This is a genomic window from Halomonas alkalicola (genome assembly GCF_030704205.1).
In the GTDB taxonomy this organism is placed as follows: Bacteria; Pseudomonadota; Gammaproteobacteria; order Pseudomonadales; family Halomonadaceae; genus Halomonas; species Halomonas alkalicola.
In genome coordinates this window covers 3,365,484-3,379,705 of sequence record NZ_CP131913.1, presented here as the reverse complement: position 1 = coordinate 3,379,705, position 14,222 = coordinate 3,365,484, and the positions used below count along the sequence as shown (strand labels likewise).

Annotated in this window: 10 protein-coding genes; 5 read left to right on the top strand and 5 right to left on the bottom strand. The window is 69.2% G+C overall.

What is annotated here, in order from left to right:
* Positions 1–16 precede the first annotated feature (16 nt).
* Positions 17–472: a DUF4149 domain-containing protein gene (locus tag B6N23_RS15920; protein WP_305500632.1), complete on the top strand. Its 456-nt coding sequence runs from the start codon at positions 17–19 to the stop codon at positions 470–472.
* Here the strand turns inward: B6N23_RS15920 and B6N23_RS15915 are convergent.
* A complete protein-coding gene (locus B6N23_RS15915; protein ID WP_253450821.1) occupies positions 463–1,113 on the bottom strand; it encodes a hypothetical protein in 651 nt (216 codons plus the stop codon). The genes B6N23_RS15920 and B6N23_RS15915 overlap by 10 nt on opposite strands.
* Before the next feature lie 208 nt (positions 1,114–1,321).
* Between B6N23_RS15915 and B6N23_RS15910 the strand changes: the two genes are divergently transcribed.
* Positions 1,322–2,056 carry a ParA family protein gene (locus B6N23_RS15910; RefSeq protein WP_305500626.1) on the top strand — a complete coding sequence of 245 codons (735 nt, stop codon included), beginning with the start codon at positions 1,322–1,324 and terminating at the stop codon, positions 2,054–2,056.
* 36 nt (positions 2,057–2,092) lie between these two features.
* Here the strand turns inward: B6N23_RS15910 and B6N23_RS15905 are convergent, their stop codons facing one another.
* On the bottom strand, positions 2,093–3,283 hold the full coding sequence (locus B6N23_RS15905; protein ID WP_305503846.1) for a BaiN/RdsA family NAD(P)/FAD-dependent oxidoreductase: 1,191 nt from the start codon (positions 3,281–3,283) through the stop codon (positions 2,093–2,095).
* Between the two features lie 279 nt (positions 3,284–3,562).
* Between B6N23_RS15905 and B6N23_RS15900 the strand changes: the two genes are divergently transcribed.
* Both B6N23_RS15900 and B6N23_RS15895 read left to right on the top strand, forming a co-directional pair.
* The gene (locus tag B6N23_RS15900; RefSeq protein ID WP_169958741.1) at positions 3,563–4,660 is read left to right on the top strand and encodes an efflux RND transporter periplasmic adaptor subunit; all 1,098 of its coding nucleotides are present in this window, start codon (positions 3,563–3,565) and stop codon (positions 4,658–4,660) included.
* Positions 4,660–7,773 (top strand): efflux RND transporter permease subunit, encoded by a 3,114-nt coding sequence (locus tag B6N23_RS15895; RefSeq protein ID WP_305500623.1) that lies wholly within the window; start codon positions 4,660–4,662, stop codon positions 7,771–7,773. The genes B6N23_RS15900 and B6N23_RS15895 overlap by 1 nt, the downstream gene beginning before the upstream one ends.
* A gap of 74 nt (positions 7,774–7,847) precedes the next feature.
* On the opposite strand, the gene B6N23_RS15890 is transcribed toward B6N23_RS15895, so the two are convergent.
* Positions 7,848–8,273: a DUF3617 domain-containing protein gene (locus B6N23_RS15890; RefSeq protein ID WP_305500621.1), complete on the bottom strand. Its 426-nt coding sequence runs from the start codon at positions 8,271–8,273 to the stop codon at positions 7,848–7,850.
* A 383-nt stretch (positions 8,274–8,656) separates the two neighbouring features.
* On the opposite strand from B6N23_RS15890, the gene B6N23_RS15885 reads away from it, so the two are divergent.
* Positions 8,657–9,619, top strand: coding sequence for an N-acetylmuramidase domain-containing protein (locus B6N23_RS15885; protein WP_302138983.1), 963 nt, complete (start codon positions 8,657–8,659; stop codon positions 9,617–9,619).
* 24 nt (positions 9,620–9,643) lie between these two features.
* Here the strand turns inward: B6N23_RS15885 and B6N23_RS15880 are convergent, their stop codons facing one another.
* Complete coding sequence (locus B6N23_RS15880; protein WP_119020540.1) at positions 9,644–10,426, bottom strand: EAL domain-containing protein; 783 nt, start codon at positions 10,424–10,426, stop codon at positions 9,644–9,646.
* A 70-nt stretch (positions 10,427–10,496) separates the two neighbouring features.
* On the bottom strand, positions 10,497–14,102 hold the full coding sequence (locus B6N23_RS15875; RefSeq protein ID WP_305500617.1) for a putative bifunctional diguanylate cyclase/phosphodiesterase: 3,606 nt from the start codon (positions 14,100–14,102) through the stop codon (positions 10,497–10,499).
* Positions 14,103–14,222 lie beyond the last annotated feature (120 nt).

Genomic DNA, 14,222 nt, shown 5'->3' with positions numbered 1-14,222 from the left:
GACGCGAGGAGCCCCCATGGCCATCGCCATTACCCTGCACGTGATCGCCGCCGTCCTCTGGGTGGGCGGCATGTTCTTCGCCTGGATGATCCTGCGCCCGGTCGCCGCTGGTCAGCTGGAGCCGCCGGCCCGCCTGACCCTATGGCGCGGCGTCTTCGACCGCTTCTTCCCCTGGGTATGGGCCTCGGTGGCGGTGCTGCTGGTCACCGGGCTGTGGATGCTGTTCGCGGTGTTCGGCGGCATGGCCGGCGCGCGCTGGCACATCCACCTGATGCTGCTGGTGGGCCTTGGGATGATGGCCATCTACCTGCACGTCTGGTTTGCTCCCTACCGCCGGCTCTGCCGCGCGGTGGAGGCCGCCGACTGGCCCGAGGGTGGTCGCCAGCTCGGGCAGATCCGGCGGCTGGTCGGCATCAACCTGATCCTCGGCCTGCTGACGGTCGCCATCGCCTCCGGCGGCCGCTATCTCTGAGCGGGTGCCTCCCGGGGCTCTGACCTGCCGTCGGGCACCCAGCGCAGGCAGCGCTCGCCCCGGGCCAGGCGCCTCTCGATAAAGCGCCGGGTCCGCTCCTGCCGGTGGCTGTCGTCCCGAGCCCAGACTCCCAGGGCGGACAGGAAGAGCCCGGTCAGGGCCACCTCCTCCAGCTGAGCGCGCCGGGTGCCGTAGGGTGCCGGCAGCCGCGCCGCCTCCCGCCACCACTGCACGGTGCGCGACAGATCGAAGAGCATGGGCACCCAGGTATGCAGGTGGGGCAGATGGGCCTTGGTGCGCAGCATCTCCACGGTGACCCGGCGATGGGGCGCCAGCGCATCCAACCAGGCGAGCAGGCAGTGCGCCAGTCGCTGGACCTCCGGCCAGTGCTCGAAGCCCTCGGGCTTCTCGGCCAGCATCGCCTCCAGGCCGCGCTGGAACCAGGCATTGGCCACCGCGTCCAGATCGCGAAACTCCGCCAGCACCGCCGCCATGGGCACCTCCAGGCGCGCGGCGACCTCGGTGAGCCTGACCGCCTCCCAGCCGTGCCGCTCGGCCTCACCCAGGGACGCATCGACGACGCGGTCGCGCAGCAACGTCTCATCGGCGCCGGGCTCGTGATGAACGGCAATCAGGGTCATGGGGCACCTCCGGGGCAGGCTGAGGATTCGTGCGCAAGCACTCTGCCAGCAGAATAGACCCTGGACGCGGGACGCCGCGACTGTCACGAAACCGTCACCTGAAGAGACGGCCTAAGCTGGTAAGGTACGGCGTCGCCGCCGGGCGACGCCTTGACGGCGCCATGAGGTGCGGCAAGAGGTCGTCACCAGGGAAGAAGGGAGGCACGCCATGCGCATGCTGGCGCTCTACAGCATCAAGAGCGGGGTCGGCAAGACGGCCTCCGCGGTGAACCTGGCGGCGGAGGCCGCCGCCGCCGGCTGGCGCGTGCTGCTCTGGGACCTCGACCCCCAGGCCGCCACCACCTTCTACCTGCGCGCCAAGCCCAAGATTCGCGGCGGCGTGGCCCGCCTGGTCAAGGGCCAGGCCGCCTTCGACAAGGTGATTCGCGCCACCGAGATCGAGCGTCTCGACCTGCTCCCCGCCGCCCTGGCCTCCCGGGAGCTGGACCAGCTACTGGCCACCCAGCGCGACAATCAGCTGCGCCGCATCCTCAAGCCGGTCCGCGACGACTACGACCTGGTGCTGCTGGACTGCCCGCCCAGCCTCTCGACCCTCTCCGAGAGCGTCTTTGCCAGCGTGGACGCCCTGCTGGTGCCCATCGTGCCCACGGTGCTCTCGGTGCGCACCCTGGAGCAGCTGCGCGACTTCCTCGACGAACGCGACATCCCCTGCCAGGTGTGGCCCTTCGTGACCCTCGCCGATCGCCGCCGCACCCTGCACCGCGAGACCATCGCCGCGCTGCCGGAGCGCTGGCCGCTGCGCCTCTCCACCACCATCCCCGGCGCCAGCGTGGTGGAGCGCATGGGCCTGGAGCGTGCCCCGCTGCGCCAGTTCGCCCCCGCTACCCCCGCGGCACATGCCTACCGGGCGCTGTGGGAGGAGATCGCCCGGCGCCTGGCCTAGCCCTAGCCCTCCTGGACCTGTCGGCCGACGCCACCCTCAGAGGGCGCTGCCGCAGGCCACCCCGCTGGCCCAGGCCCACTGGAAGTTATGCCCGCCCAGCTCGCCGGTCACATCGAGCACCTCGCCGATGAAGCGCAGCTGAGGCAGCCCCTCCACCGCGAAGGTCTTCGACGACACCGAGCGGGTGTCGACGCCGCCCAGGGTCACCTCGGCGGTGCGCCATCCCTCGGTGCCGGCGGGCTTGAGTCGCCAGTCGCCGAGCTGGGCCGCCCAGGCGGCAAGCTCGGCGTTGCTGCGCTCCGCCAGCACGCCGTCGCCGCCGTGCCACTCGACCAGCGCCTGGGCCAGGCGCCGGGGGAGCCGCTCGGCCAGCCAGCTGGAGAGCTGGCGCCGGGGGGTCTCCCGACGGGCGGAGCAGAGCGCCTCAATGGCCTCCACTCCGGGCAGCAGGTCGATGGCCAGCTCGTCGCCAGGCTCCCAGTAGCTCGAGATCTGCAGCATCGCCGGCCCCGAGAGGCCGCGGTGGGTGAAGAGCATGGGCTCGCGGTAGTGGCCGCGGGGCTCGCCGGCTCGCAGGGAGCGCACGGCCACCTCACAGGCGACCCCGGCCAGGGTCTCGGCCCGCGCCTTCCACTGCGAGGTCAGGGTGAAGGGTACCAGCGCCGGGCGAGTTTCGGTGACGGCCAGCCCGAACTGGCGGGCGAGATCGAAGCCGAAGCCGGTGGCCCCCATGGTAGGGATGGAGAGCCCGCCGGTGGCCACCACCAGGGCCCCGCAGTCGATGGTCCCTGCCGAGGTCACCAGCCGCATGCCCTCGCCGTGACGTTCGACGCGCTCCACCGAGGTCTTGAGACGCAGCTCCACCCCGGCCCACTCGCACTCGGTGAGCAGCACCCGCACGATCTCCTTGGCGGAGTCGGCGCAGAACAGCTGGCCCGGCGCCTTCTCCACGTACTCCACGCCGTGACGCTCCACCAGCTCGACGAAGTGCTCCGGGCGATAGCGCTTCAGCGCCGAGATGCAGAAGTGCGGGTTGGCGGAGAAGAAGTTGGCCGGCGTGGAGTTCAGGTTGGTGAAATTGCAGCGCCCGCCACCGGACATCAGGATCTTGCTGCCGGCCCGTTTGGCGTGGTCGATGACCAGCACCCGCCGCCCGGCATAGCCCGCCGTCAGTGCGCACATCAGGCCGGCGGCACCCGCACCGATAATCACCGCGTCATAGGTCATGGTCACTCTCGGCCACCTCTCAAGGGACGCGCATTCTAGCAGCCCGGCGGCGTCCTGTTGATCGACGCTACCGAGGCTGGCCATGGCATGCCCATGGCGACAGGCCCGCGTTGACCGGCCCGGGTAGACAGCCATGAATAATATGTACAATTCTTGTACACTATAGCGATGACTGTGCGTTGCGCATTGTTGCCACATTTTTCGATACGATCATTGATAGCTTGTTAAGAATTGCCAAGGACTGGCAATCGTCTCTTGCCACCCCATGAAAAGAGCCCCATGACAACAACGCCCTCCCCTCGCCTCTTCCGCACGGGCCGCCTGCTGGCCGCCGTCCTGAGCCTGGCCCTGGCCATGCCCCTTGCCGCCCAGGAGGCGACGCCGGTAATCGGCGCCCGGGTCAGCCTGGAACCCTGGTCCGACCCGCTGGAGGCGCTGGGGACCCTGCGCGCCGACGAGAGCGTGACCCTCTCCGCCACGGTGACCGACACCGTCGCCGAGGTGAACTTCCGCGACGGCCAGGTCGTAGAGGCCGGCCAGCTGCTGGTACGCCTGCAGGATGACGAGCAGCAGGCGCTGCTGCGCGCCGCCCAGGCCCAGCGTGACGAGCGCCGCGCCACGGTGGATCGCCTGGCCCAGCTGCAGAGCCGCAACCTCGCGCCCCGGGCCGATGTGGAGGACGCCCAGGCCCGGCTGCGCCAGGTGGAGGCGGAGATCCAGGGGCTGGAGGCGCGCCTGCGCAACTACCGGGTGCGTGCTCCCTTCGACGGCGTGGTGGGGTTTCGCAACATCAGCGTGGGCAGCCTGGTCACCCCCGGCACAACGCTCGTCACCCTGGACAAGACCGACGTGATGAAGCTCGACTTCAGCGTGCCTGAGGTGTTCCTGGCCCTGCTCGAGCCCGGCCTGCCGCTGACGGCGCGCAGCGTGGCCTTCCCCGACGAGCGCTTCGAGGGCCATGTGGAGAGCGTCGGCTCCCGGGTCGACCCGGTGAGCCGCAGCGTCTCGGTGCGCGCCGAGCTGGCCAATCCCGAACTGCGCCTGCGTCCCGGCATGCTGATGGAGGTCGTCGTCCAGCGCAGCCCGCGGGAGGCCGTGGTGGTGCCGGAGAACGCCCTGATCCCGAGCGGCGATCGCCAGTTCGTTCTGGTGATCGACGAGGCCGATGACAACCGCGTCGAGCGCCGGGAGGTGAAGGTCGGCGAGCGACGCACCGGCCAGGCGGAGATCCTCGACGGGCTCGACGGCGACGAGCTGCTGGTGGCCCACGGCGTCCAGCGCGTGCAGCCGGGGGATCGCGTGAGCCTGCTGGGCATCGCCGACGACACCACCACGGTGCGCGAGATCCTCGAGGCGAACCGCGGGGAGCGTGACTGATGCGTCTCTCCGATCTTTCCGTCCAGCGCCCGGTGCTGGCCACGGTGCTGGCGCTGCTGATCGTGGCCTTCGGCCTGCTGGCCATGCAGCGCCTGCCGCTGCAGGAGTACCCCTCCATCGATCCGCCGGTGGTCAGCATCGATACCCGCTATCCCGGGGCCTCGGCCAGCGTGGTGGAAACCCGCATCACCCAGACCCTGGAGGATCGCATCGCCGGGGTAGAGGGCATCGAGCTGATCACCTCCTCAAGCGAGGATGGCCGCTCGCGGATCAACATCGAATTCCGTCTCGACATGGACATCGATGCCGCGGCCAACGACATCCGCGACCGCATCTCCGGGGCGCTGCGCAACCTGCCCGACGAGGCCGACCCGCCCGAGGTGCAGAAGGCCGACTCCAGCGAGGAAGTGATCCTGTGGCTCTCGCTGACCGGCGACGGCTTCACCATTCCGGAGCTCACCGACTACGCCGATCGCTTCCTGGTGGACGGCTTCTCGGTGCAGCCCGGGGTGGCCCGAGTTCGGATCGGCGGCGGGCGCGAGTACGCCATGCGGGTATGGATCGACCGCAACGCCCTGGCCGCCGGCAACCTCACGGTCAGCGACGTCGAGAACGCCCTGCGTTCCGAGAACGTCGAGCTGCCCGCCGGCTCCATCGAATCCCGGGAGCGCCAGTTCATCGTGCGCCTGCCGCGCAGCTTCAACGAGCCGGGGGACTTCTCGCGCCTGGCCCTCACCCAGGGTGAGGACGGCTATCTGGTGCGCCTGGGCGACGTCGCCCGAGTAGAGATCGGCTCGGTGGACGACCGCTCGGTGTTCCGCGCCAACGGCGTGCCCATGGTGGGCCTCGGGATCATGAAGCAGTCCACGGCCAACGTGCTGGAGGTCTCCCAGGGCGTGCAGGCGGAGCTCGAGCGTGTCCAGGCCAGCCTGCCGGAGGGCATGTCGCTATCCCTCAACTACGACGCCTCGGTGTTCGTGGCCGGCGCCATCGAGCAGGTGGTGATGACGCTGTTCATCGCCATGGGGCTGGTGGTGGTGGTGATCTTCATGTTCCTCGGCAACGTGCGCACCACGCTGATTCCCGCGGTGACGGTGCCGGTGGCGATCATCGGTGCCTTCATGGCGCTGGCCCTGATGGGCTTCTCCATCAACCTGCTGACCCTGCTGGCGCTGGTGCTGGCCATCGGCCTGATCGTGGATGATGCCATCGTGGTGCTGGAGAATATCCACCGCCGCATGCACGACTACGGCGAGACCCCGCTGGTGGCGGCCTTCAAGGGCACCCGGCAGATCGCCTTCGCGGTGATCGCCACCACCCTGGTGCTGATCGCGGTGTTCGTGCCGCTGGCTTTCCTGCAGGGCAACGTGGGCCGGCTCTTCTCGGAGTTCGCTCTGACCATGGCCGCCGCGGTGGCCATCTCCAGCGTGCTGGCGCTGTCGCTGACGCCGATGATGGCCTCCAAGATCCTCAAGCCGGCCCAGGATGACAGCCGTGTCGCCCGGGCCGTGCAGTGGCTGCTGGAGCTGACCCAGCGCCTCTATCGCACCCTGCTGGAGTGGGTGCTCAAGGCGCGCCTGGCGGTGCTGGCGGTCTTCGTGGGGCTGATCGCCGCCACCGTCTGGCTGGCCGACCTGCTGCCCAGCGAGTACACCCCCCAGGAAGACCGCGGCAGCTTCATCATCCTGGTCAACGGCCCCGAGGGGGCCACCTTCGACTACATCATGGACTACATGAACGAGATCGAGGCGCGCCTCCAACCCATGGTGGAGAGCGGCGACATGGAGCGGGTGGTGATCCGCGCGCCGCGCGGCTTCGGCAACATCGAGAACTTCAACAACGGTTTCGGCATCATCGGCCTGGCCGACTGGGGGCAGCGCCGCGACGCCTGGGCGATCATGGACGACGTGCGCCGCGAGCTCGCCGGGCTGCCCGGGGTGCAGGCCTTCCCGGTGATGCGCCAGGGCTTCGGCCAGCGCATCGCCAAGCCGGTGGAGTTCGTGCTGGGCGGCGGCACCTACGAGGAGCTTGCCGAGTGGCGCGACATCCTGATGGACCATATCCGCGAGGACAACCCGCGGCTGATCGGCGTGGACAGCAACTACCGCGAGACTCAGCCCCAGCTGCGGGTCGACATCGACTACGAGCGGGCCGCCTCGCTCGGCGTCACCGTCACCGAGATCGGCCGCACCCTGGAAGTGCTGCTGGGCGGGCGCAACGTGACCCGCTATCTGGACAACGGCCAGGAGTACGACGTCATCGTCGAGGGCGACCGCGCCAGCCAGGCGAGCCCGCGGGCGCTGGACAACATCCAGGTGCGCTCGGCGCGCACCGGCGAGCTGATCCCGCTGGCCAGCCTGGTTACCTTCCGCGACTTTGCCGGCGCCAGCACCCTGAACCGCTTCAATCGCATCCGCTCGATCACCATCGAGGCCAACCTGGCCGACGGCTACTCCCTGGGCGAGGCGCTCGAGTATCTGGAGGCGGCCGCGGCCGAGCTGCTGCCGCCCCAGGCCCAGACCGACGTCAGCGGCGCCTCCCGGGACTTCCAGCAGGCCAGCGGCGCCACCACCTTCCTGCTGATCCTCGGCGCCCTGGTGGTATTCCTGGTGCTGGCGGCACAGTTCGAGAGCTTCGTGCACCCCTTCGTGATCATGCTCACCGTGCCGCTGGCCATGAGCGGCGCGATGCTGGGGCTCTACGTCACCGGCCAGTCGCTCAACATCTACAGTCAGGTGGGGCTGGTAATGCTGATCGGCCTGGCCGCCAAGAACGGCATCCTGATCGTGGAGTTCGCCAACCAGCTGCGCGACCAGGGGCTGGCCTTCCGCGACGCCCTGGTGGACGCCTCGGTGACCCGCCTGCGGCCGATCCTGATGACCGCGGTGACCACCATGGCGGGCTCCATCCCGCTGATCGTGGGCAGCGGCGCCGGCTCCGAGTCGCGGATGGTGATCGGCACCGTGATCCTCTCCGGGGTCGCCGCCGCCACCCTCTTCACCCTCTTCGTGGTGCCAGTGGCCTACGACCTGCTGGCCCGTCATACCGGCTCGCCGGGCGACGTCAAGCGACGCCTGGAGGAGGAGATGGAGGCCAGCCGGGCCCAGCCGTAGGCCGGGGAACCGAGGGCCAGACGCGAACAGGGCCACCCCGTGGGGTGGCCCTGTTCGTTCGAGGCGAGGCGGACTCAGCAGTCGCCGAGACGCTCGCCCTCGACCACGGTGTTCATCTGCATCTCGCCCATGGAGGACTGCACCGTCACGTTGACGTTGCCCTCGACGCGCTCGCCGAGGAAGTCCATGCGGCCGTCGATGTGCGCCTCGCCCTCGTCGGCGCGGCAGACCATGCGGTAGTCGATGCCGTCAGCGGAGACGTTGTGCTCCACGAGTTCGCAGCCCTCCTCCACCTCGAGGAACTGGAAGTCGGAATCCGTCAGGTCGCCCTGGGCGATGCACTCCTGATGGGTATCGGTCTGGTCGGGAATCGGCACCTCGCCGGTCACCGAAGTGGTGTTGGTGAACTCCCAGAGCCCCGGGGCGATGTTGGGGGTCTCGGCCACGGCGGCCAGCGGCAGGGCCAGCAGGGCGGCGGCCAGCAGGGAACGTAACGGCATGGGGTCTCTCCCGGTCTGTGAATGGCATGCCTCTCCTTCGGCATGCCGCCAGCTTACCCCGATCGACCGAGCATGCCCAATGCCGGCTAGCGCAAGGCGTTGCCGCGTCACTGCCCCTCGAGCCGGGAGGCCGACAGGTGTCGCGCCCCTACAGCCTCTCCGACAGGGTCGATGGCTCCCCTCGGCCCCCACCTCCCTCACGCCGGCGGGGAGGAGCTGACCATGAGCCTGGCAGGCAGTGACGAGAACCTGCCCGATCAGCTCATCAAGGATGAGGAGTAGGCCGCATGGCATGAACAGGCCGGGTGGCAGTAGGCCGGCTCGCCCACTATCGTTCAGTCAGCGGGACCGTCGATCGACCGACACGCCCGCAAGGGGGTGGCATGAGCGACTGGTATTCGGAGGTGGACTTCATTCCCCATCAGGAGCGCATCCTGCGCCGAGGGGACTCGGGGGATGAGGTGAGGGAGCTGCAGCGGCGGCTGAGCCAGGCTGGCTTCCCGCTGGCGCTGGATGGGCAGTTCGGCCCGGCAACGGAGCGCGCGGTGCGGGCCTTCCAGAAGCGGGCAGGCCTGGTGGTGGATGGCCTGGCAGGCCCCAAGACCGATCGCAGGCTGCGCCAGGCCCCCGCGGGGCGGGAGAGCAGCGAGGCCTGCCCTGCCGAGACACCGCCTGACCCGCCCCCTGCCCATAAGCCAGCCGATGCCGATGAGGTAGCCGATGCCGAGGCCCCTGCCATGGATCGGCTGCTGGGCCAGCAGGATCTGGTCTGGGCCGCGGGCGAGCTCGAGGTGCCGGTGGCGGCGATCATGGCGGTGAACGAGGTGGAGTCGCGAGGCAGCGGCTTCTTCTCCAACGGCAGGCCGGCCATTCTGTTCGAGCGACATATCATGGCGCGCCGACTCCGCCACCACGGCATCGACCCGGCCCCTCATGTCGCCAGCGCCCCCGATCTGGTCAACACCTCACCGGGGGGCTACGCGGGGGGCGTCAGGGAGTACGAGCGCCTGGAGCGCGCCCAGCAGATCCACCACGACAGCGCGCTGGAGTCGGCCTCCTGGGGACTCTTCCAGATCATGGGCTTTCACTGGCAGCACCTGGAATACGACAGCGCCCGGCACTACGTGGAGTGCATGCACCGGGGGGAGCGGGATCACCTTGCCGCCTTCGTGCGCTTTATCCAGAAGGATTCGGTATTGCTCTCGTCGCTGCGCCACCAGCAGTGGGACCGCTTCGCACGCCGCTACAACGGCCCCGCCTACGCCAGGAACCGCTACGACGTGAGGATGGCCCAGGCCTTCGCCAGCCACACCCGGGGGCTTGCGGAGTCCGGCCTGCTGGCCTGATGTCGCTGAGCGGTGATGGCTGGCTCAGGCCCGCATGGCGCGTTGCAGCTCGCGCAGGTGTGGCTCCAGGTCCTCTGCCAGGGCGGCGACCGCGGGCCGGGCATGGAAGAAGCCCTGCTGGCGGGTGATCCCGGCGCGGGCCAGCCATAGCGACTCCTCCCGGGTCTCCACCCCTTCGGCTATCACCTCGAGGCTCAGCTCCCTGGCCAGGCCGTGCACCGCCCGCAGCAGCGCCTGACGGCGACGGTCCTGGTCGCAGCCCATCACCAGCTGACGATCGATCTTGAGCTTGTCCGGCTCGAGTTCGGTGAGCAGGTCCAGGTTGGCGTAGCCGTTGCCGAAGTCATCCAGCGCCGTGGTGAAGCCCATCTCGCGATAGCTGTCGATGATCCGCTTGAGATGGCCCTGGTCGGTCACCCGCTCAGTCTCAGTGAACTCGAAGACGAGCCTGTCGGTGGGCCAGCCCACCCGACGGGAGACATCCAGCGTCGCCTGGATGCACGCCTCGGGCTCATAGACGGCGTTGGGCAGGAAGTTGATGGAGAGCCGCTCCTGCATGCCGAGGGCGCTGGCCATCTCGATCGCCCTGACCCGGCAGGCCTGGTCGAAGCGGTAGAGCAGCTCGTCGGTGACCTGGGAGAGCACGCTCCAGGCCGATTCGCCATTCGGTCCGCGCACCAGGGCCTCGTAGGTGGTGATCCGGGCGGAGGCCAGGTCAACGATGGGCTGGAAGGCCATGGTGAACTCGAAGGGCAGCTCGCCCTCACAGCGACCGCAGTGGTCCGCTACCCGCGCACAGTGCGTCATCTTTCCCCCGCTGGAATCTTGTCCCTCGGCGCCTGGTGTCCTCTCGGCCCGAGTGGTCGTTGTGTCGTCATCATTCAACCCTGCCACGCTCGATGATGAAACGCGACAGGGCCTCCAGCGGCATCGGCTTGGCCAGCAGGTACCCCTGGAAGAGATCGCAGCCCCAGGCCTCCAGCTGACGCTGCTGGTCCTCGGTCTCGACCCCCTCGGCCACCACGCGAAGCCCCAGGTGGCCGGCCATCGAGATCATGCCCTGCACGATGGCGGCATCATGGGGGTTGGTGGTGACCTCGTGGATGAAGCTGCGATCGATCTTGACCTTGCTGATCGGCAGGTGCCGGAGATAGCTGAGGCTGGAGTAGCCGGTACCGAAGTCGTCGATGGAGACATCGATATGCATGCCGCGCAGCGCATGCAGGATATCGATGGCCGACTCGGTGTTGTCCATGAGGATGCCCTCGGTCAGCTCCAGCTCGAGCTGCTCCGCGGGCAGCCCCGTCTGCTGAAGCACCTGGCGCAGATTGGCCAGGAAGCTGGGGCGATGGAACTGCAGCGGCGACAGGTTGACCGACACCTTCACCCTGCCGACGCCCTGCTGCCCCAGGGCGACCATGTCCGCACAGGCGCGCTCCAGCACCCAGCGACTGAGCGGCATGATCTGTCCGGTGGATTCCGCCAGCGGGATGAACACCTCGGGGGAGACATAGCCGCGTTCCGGGTGGGGCCAGCGCAGCAGCGCCTCGACGCCGGCCAGGGTCCCATCGCGAGCGATCAGCGGTTGGTAGTGCAGCTCCATCCTGCCGGAGACGATGGCCTCCTGCAGGTCGTTGCGCAGCCGGACCCGCTCGCCCAACTGCTCGGTGATCTCGCCGGTGTGCCAGTGGTAGGCGTTGCGCCCCTGCTGCTTGGCCTTGTACATGGCCATGTCGGCCTGCTGGATCAGCTCGCGCGGCTCCGTCATGGCGGGATCGCTCAGGGCGATGCCGATGCTGCAGGTCAGGTAGAGCTCATGGCCGTCGATCAGGTAGGGGCGCGCGATCTCCATCATCAGGCGTTCCACCAGGGCCAGCACCTGCTCCTCCCGGAGGATGTCGGTCATCAGCAGCACGAACTCGTCACCGTCCAGGCGCGCCAGGGTATCGCCGGGCCGCACCGAGGCCTGCAGACGCCGGGCCACCTCGCGCAGGACATCGTCGCCCACCGCGTGGCCCAGGGTGTCGTTGATCGGCTTGAAGTCGTCGAGGTCCACGAACAGCACCGCCAGACGCTCCTGGCGACGGATCGCGAGCGCCACATCATGCTCGAGGCGGTCCTCGAAGAGGCTGCGATTGGCCAGCCCCGTCAGGGCATCGTGGCTCGCATGGTGGGCCAGCCGGGATTCATAGGTCTTCTGCGCAGAGACATCGTTCTGCATCCCCACGTAGTGGGTGATGCTCCCCTGGGCATCGCGCACCGGGGCGACGTAGAGATCGTTCCAGAACGGCGTGCCGTCCTTGCGATAGTTGAGCAGGGTGACGTGCACCTCCTCTCCCCGCGCCAGCTGCTGCCGAATGGACGCCGCCGCGGCGGGATCGGTCTCGGCCCCCTGCAGGAAGCGGCAGTTGCGTCCCAGCACCTCCTCCTTGGCGTAGCCGGTCATGCGCACGAAGGCCGGGTTGACGTAGATGATGGGCACATCGGGCCGACTGGCGTCGGCGATCACCATCCCGTTGATGCTGCCTTCGACGCTGCGCTCCAGCAGCCGCAGGGTGCGCCGGCTCTGGTGGCGCTCCACCGCCAGGGCGGCCAGGTCGGCGGCCTTGTCGAGCAGCAGGCGGGCCGCGGCGTCGGGCGCCTGGGGCCGCGGCAGGTAGGTCCCGAAGGTACCGAGCACCCGGCCATCGCTGCCCAGGATGGGGACCGACCAGCAGGCACGCAGGCCATGGGCCAGCGCCACCTCCCGGTAGCCGCGCCAGCGGGGGTCTTCGGCCAGGTCCTCGCAGATCACGGTATCGCCGAGATAGGCGGCACTGCCGCAGGCGCCGACGCCCGCCTCGATCCCGAGGGTCATCACCGCGTCCCGGTAGGCAGGGGGCAGGCGCTCACCGCCCGCGAGCTCCAGGGCCGTGCCCTCCTCGTTGACCAGCATGATCGAGCAGAGCGCCCCCGGCACCTGCTGCTCCAGCATGCGGCAGATGGCTTCCAGGGTCTCCTCCAGCGGCTCCTCCCGGACGATGCGGGCCTGCACGGCCTGCTGTGCCTCGAGCTGCTGGCGCACCTCGCCCAGGGCTCGGGTGCGGCCGAGCAGCTGGCCGGCCAGCGCCAGGCTGAACACCAGCATGCCGCTCAGCACCAGTCCACCGCCGGCGACCCCAACCGGCATCAGGGCGGTGAGCAGCCAGTCGTGCTGGGCACCCGGGTAGGCCTCGAGGGTCAGCTTGGCGCCTCCGGGAAGGCCGATATGGCGCCGGTGCAGCAGATGGTTGACGAAGACGCCCTCGGGATCACTGGCGATGCCCGGCCGGTGCAGCTCCAGCAGCGTGGCCCCATGGCGCTGGATCACGACGCGGTAGAGCCCGAGCTGCTGGCGCAGCTCATCGGCCAGCAGCTCAGGGAGATCGAACAGGCTCAGCAGCAGCCGCTCACCGGCGGGCACGTCGATAGCCATCAGCGCCAGCCCCGGCTGCTCGGGCTCGGAGAGCATCAGGCGCGGCTGGCCAAGGTCGACGCCCAGCCAGTCCCGCACCGGGGCCAGCGCCAGCGTTGCGGCCAGCCGCTCCTCGCTGACGGGGTCGTCCCCGCCAAGCCACTCCCAGCCGGACTCCGGGTGATAGAGGCCGACCGCCTTGAGGCTCGAGGCATCCTGCAGGTAGCTCTGCAGGTCACTCGCGAGCACCGCCGCGTCGAGCTCTCCCTCCGCGGCATCCAGGCGGTCGGCCATGCGCCGCATCAGGGTCAAGCGAGACACCATCACCTGCTCGGCATTGAGCTGGATGTTGTCCAGCAGGTAGTCGGCCTGGCGGTGGAGGGTCTCCTCCTGCTGCCAGCTCAGCATGAACCAGGCCAGGCTGCTGAGGAGGATCCCCGCCAGCCCGGTCGTCACCGCCAGGCGCCCCAGCTGCAGCGGGCGATCGCCGCGCAGCCCGGCCAGCCACATCCCCAGGCCGAGCAGCCCCGTCACCGCCAGCCCCGAGAGCAGCTGGGCACTGAAGCGAGACGGCAGCCAGGGGCGCAACGAGGGAACGATCGCCAGCAGGGCAACCACTCCGCCCCCCGCCAGGAGCCCTCCCCAGGCGATCCAGACCCAGCGGCAGCGCCCGCCAGGCCTGCCTACCAGCAGGCAGAGCGCCACCGGCAGCAGCAGCAGGGCCGGCAGCAGCTCCAGGCGCGGCCCGATGCCGGCCGGCATGAACCCCCGCGGAACCAGCAGCGCCTGGGCGAGGGTATGCAGCAGCAGGACCCCCAGCAGCCCACCGGCCAGCAGGCGAGCGCCGGCCCAGCCGGCCAACAGGGCCAGCAGGCCCACGCCCCCCAGCACCAGCACCAAGAAGGCATCCGCCACCAGCAGCAGATGCAGCGGGGAGTAGACCAGCTCCAGCCAGGCCAGCAGCAGCCCGTTGATGCCGACGATGATGAAGGTGGCCGCCATCAGCAGGAGCAGGCTGTCCATCATCAGCTGGCGGGTGGTCGTGGGCATGAACCCTCCTTGGATTCGCGAACAACGCGCCGGCAACTCCACCGCGCGGTCAACCAGGGAAATCGAGTGGTCATTCTGGCGAACATGAGCCCAACAGAGTAGCCCACTTCATGCAGAGAC

What these genes read in the sequence shown, in the direction of transcription:
- B6N23_RS15880 (WP_119020540.1), bottom strand. Translation starts at nt 10,426, where the DNA reads ATGACGCACTGTGCGCGGGTAGCGGACCACTGCGGTCGCTGTGAGGGC.
- B6N23_RS15910 (WP_305500626.1), top strand. Translation starts at nt 1,322, where the DNA reads ATGCGCATGCTGGCGCTCTACAGCATCAAGAGCGGGGTCGGCAAGACG.
- B6N23_RS15890 (WP_305500621.1), bottom strand. Translation starts at nt 8,273, where the DNA reads ATGCCGTTACGTTCCCTGCTGGCCGCCGCCCTGCTGGCCCTGCCGCTG.
- B6N23_RS15885 (WP_302138983.1), top strand. Translation starts at nt 8,657, where the DNA reads ATGAGCGACTGGTATTCGGAGGTGGACTTCATTCCCCATCAGGAGCGC.
- B6N23_RS15920 (WP_305500632.1), top strand. Translation starts at nt 17, where the DNA reads ATGGCCATCGCCATTACCCTGCACGTGATCGCCGCCGTCCTCTGGGTG.
- B6N23_RS15915 (WP_253450821.1), bottom strand. Translation starts at nt 1,113, where the DNA reads ATGACCCTGATTGCCGTTCATCACGAGCCCGGCGCCGATGAGACGTTG.
- B6N23_RS15905 (WP_305503846.1), bottom strand. Translation starts at nt 3,283, where the DNA reads ATGACCTATGACGCGGTGATTATCGGTGCGGGTGCCGCCGGCCTGATG.
- B6N23_RS15875 (WP_305500617.1), bottom strand. Translation starts at nt 14,102, where the DNA reads ATGCCCACGACCACCCGCCAGCTGATGATGGACAGCCTGCTCCTGCTG.
- B6N23_RS15895 (WP_305500623.1), top strand. Translation starts at nt 4,660, where the DNA reads ATGCGTCTCTCCGATCTTTCCGTCCAGCGCCCGGTGCTGGCCACGGTG.
- B6N23_RS15900 (WP_169958741.1), top strand. Translation starts at nt 3,563, where the DNA reads ATGACAACAACGCCCTCCCCTCGCCTCTTCCGCACGGGCCGCCTGCTG.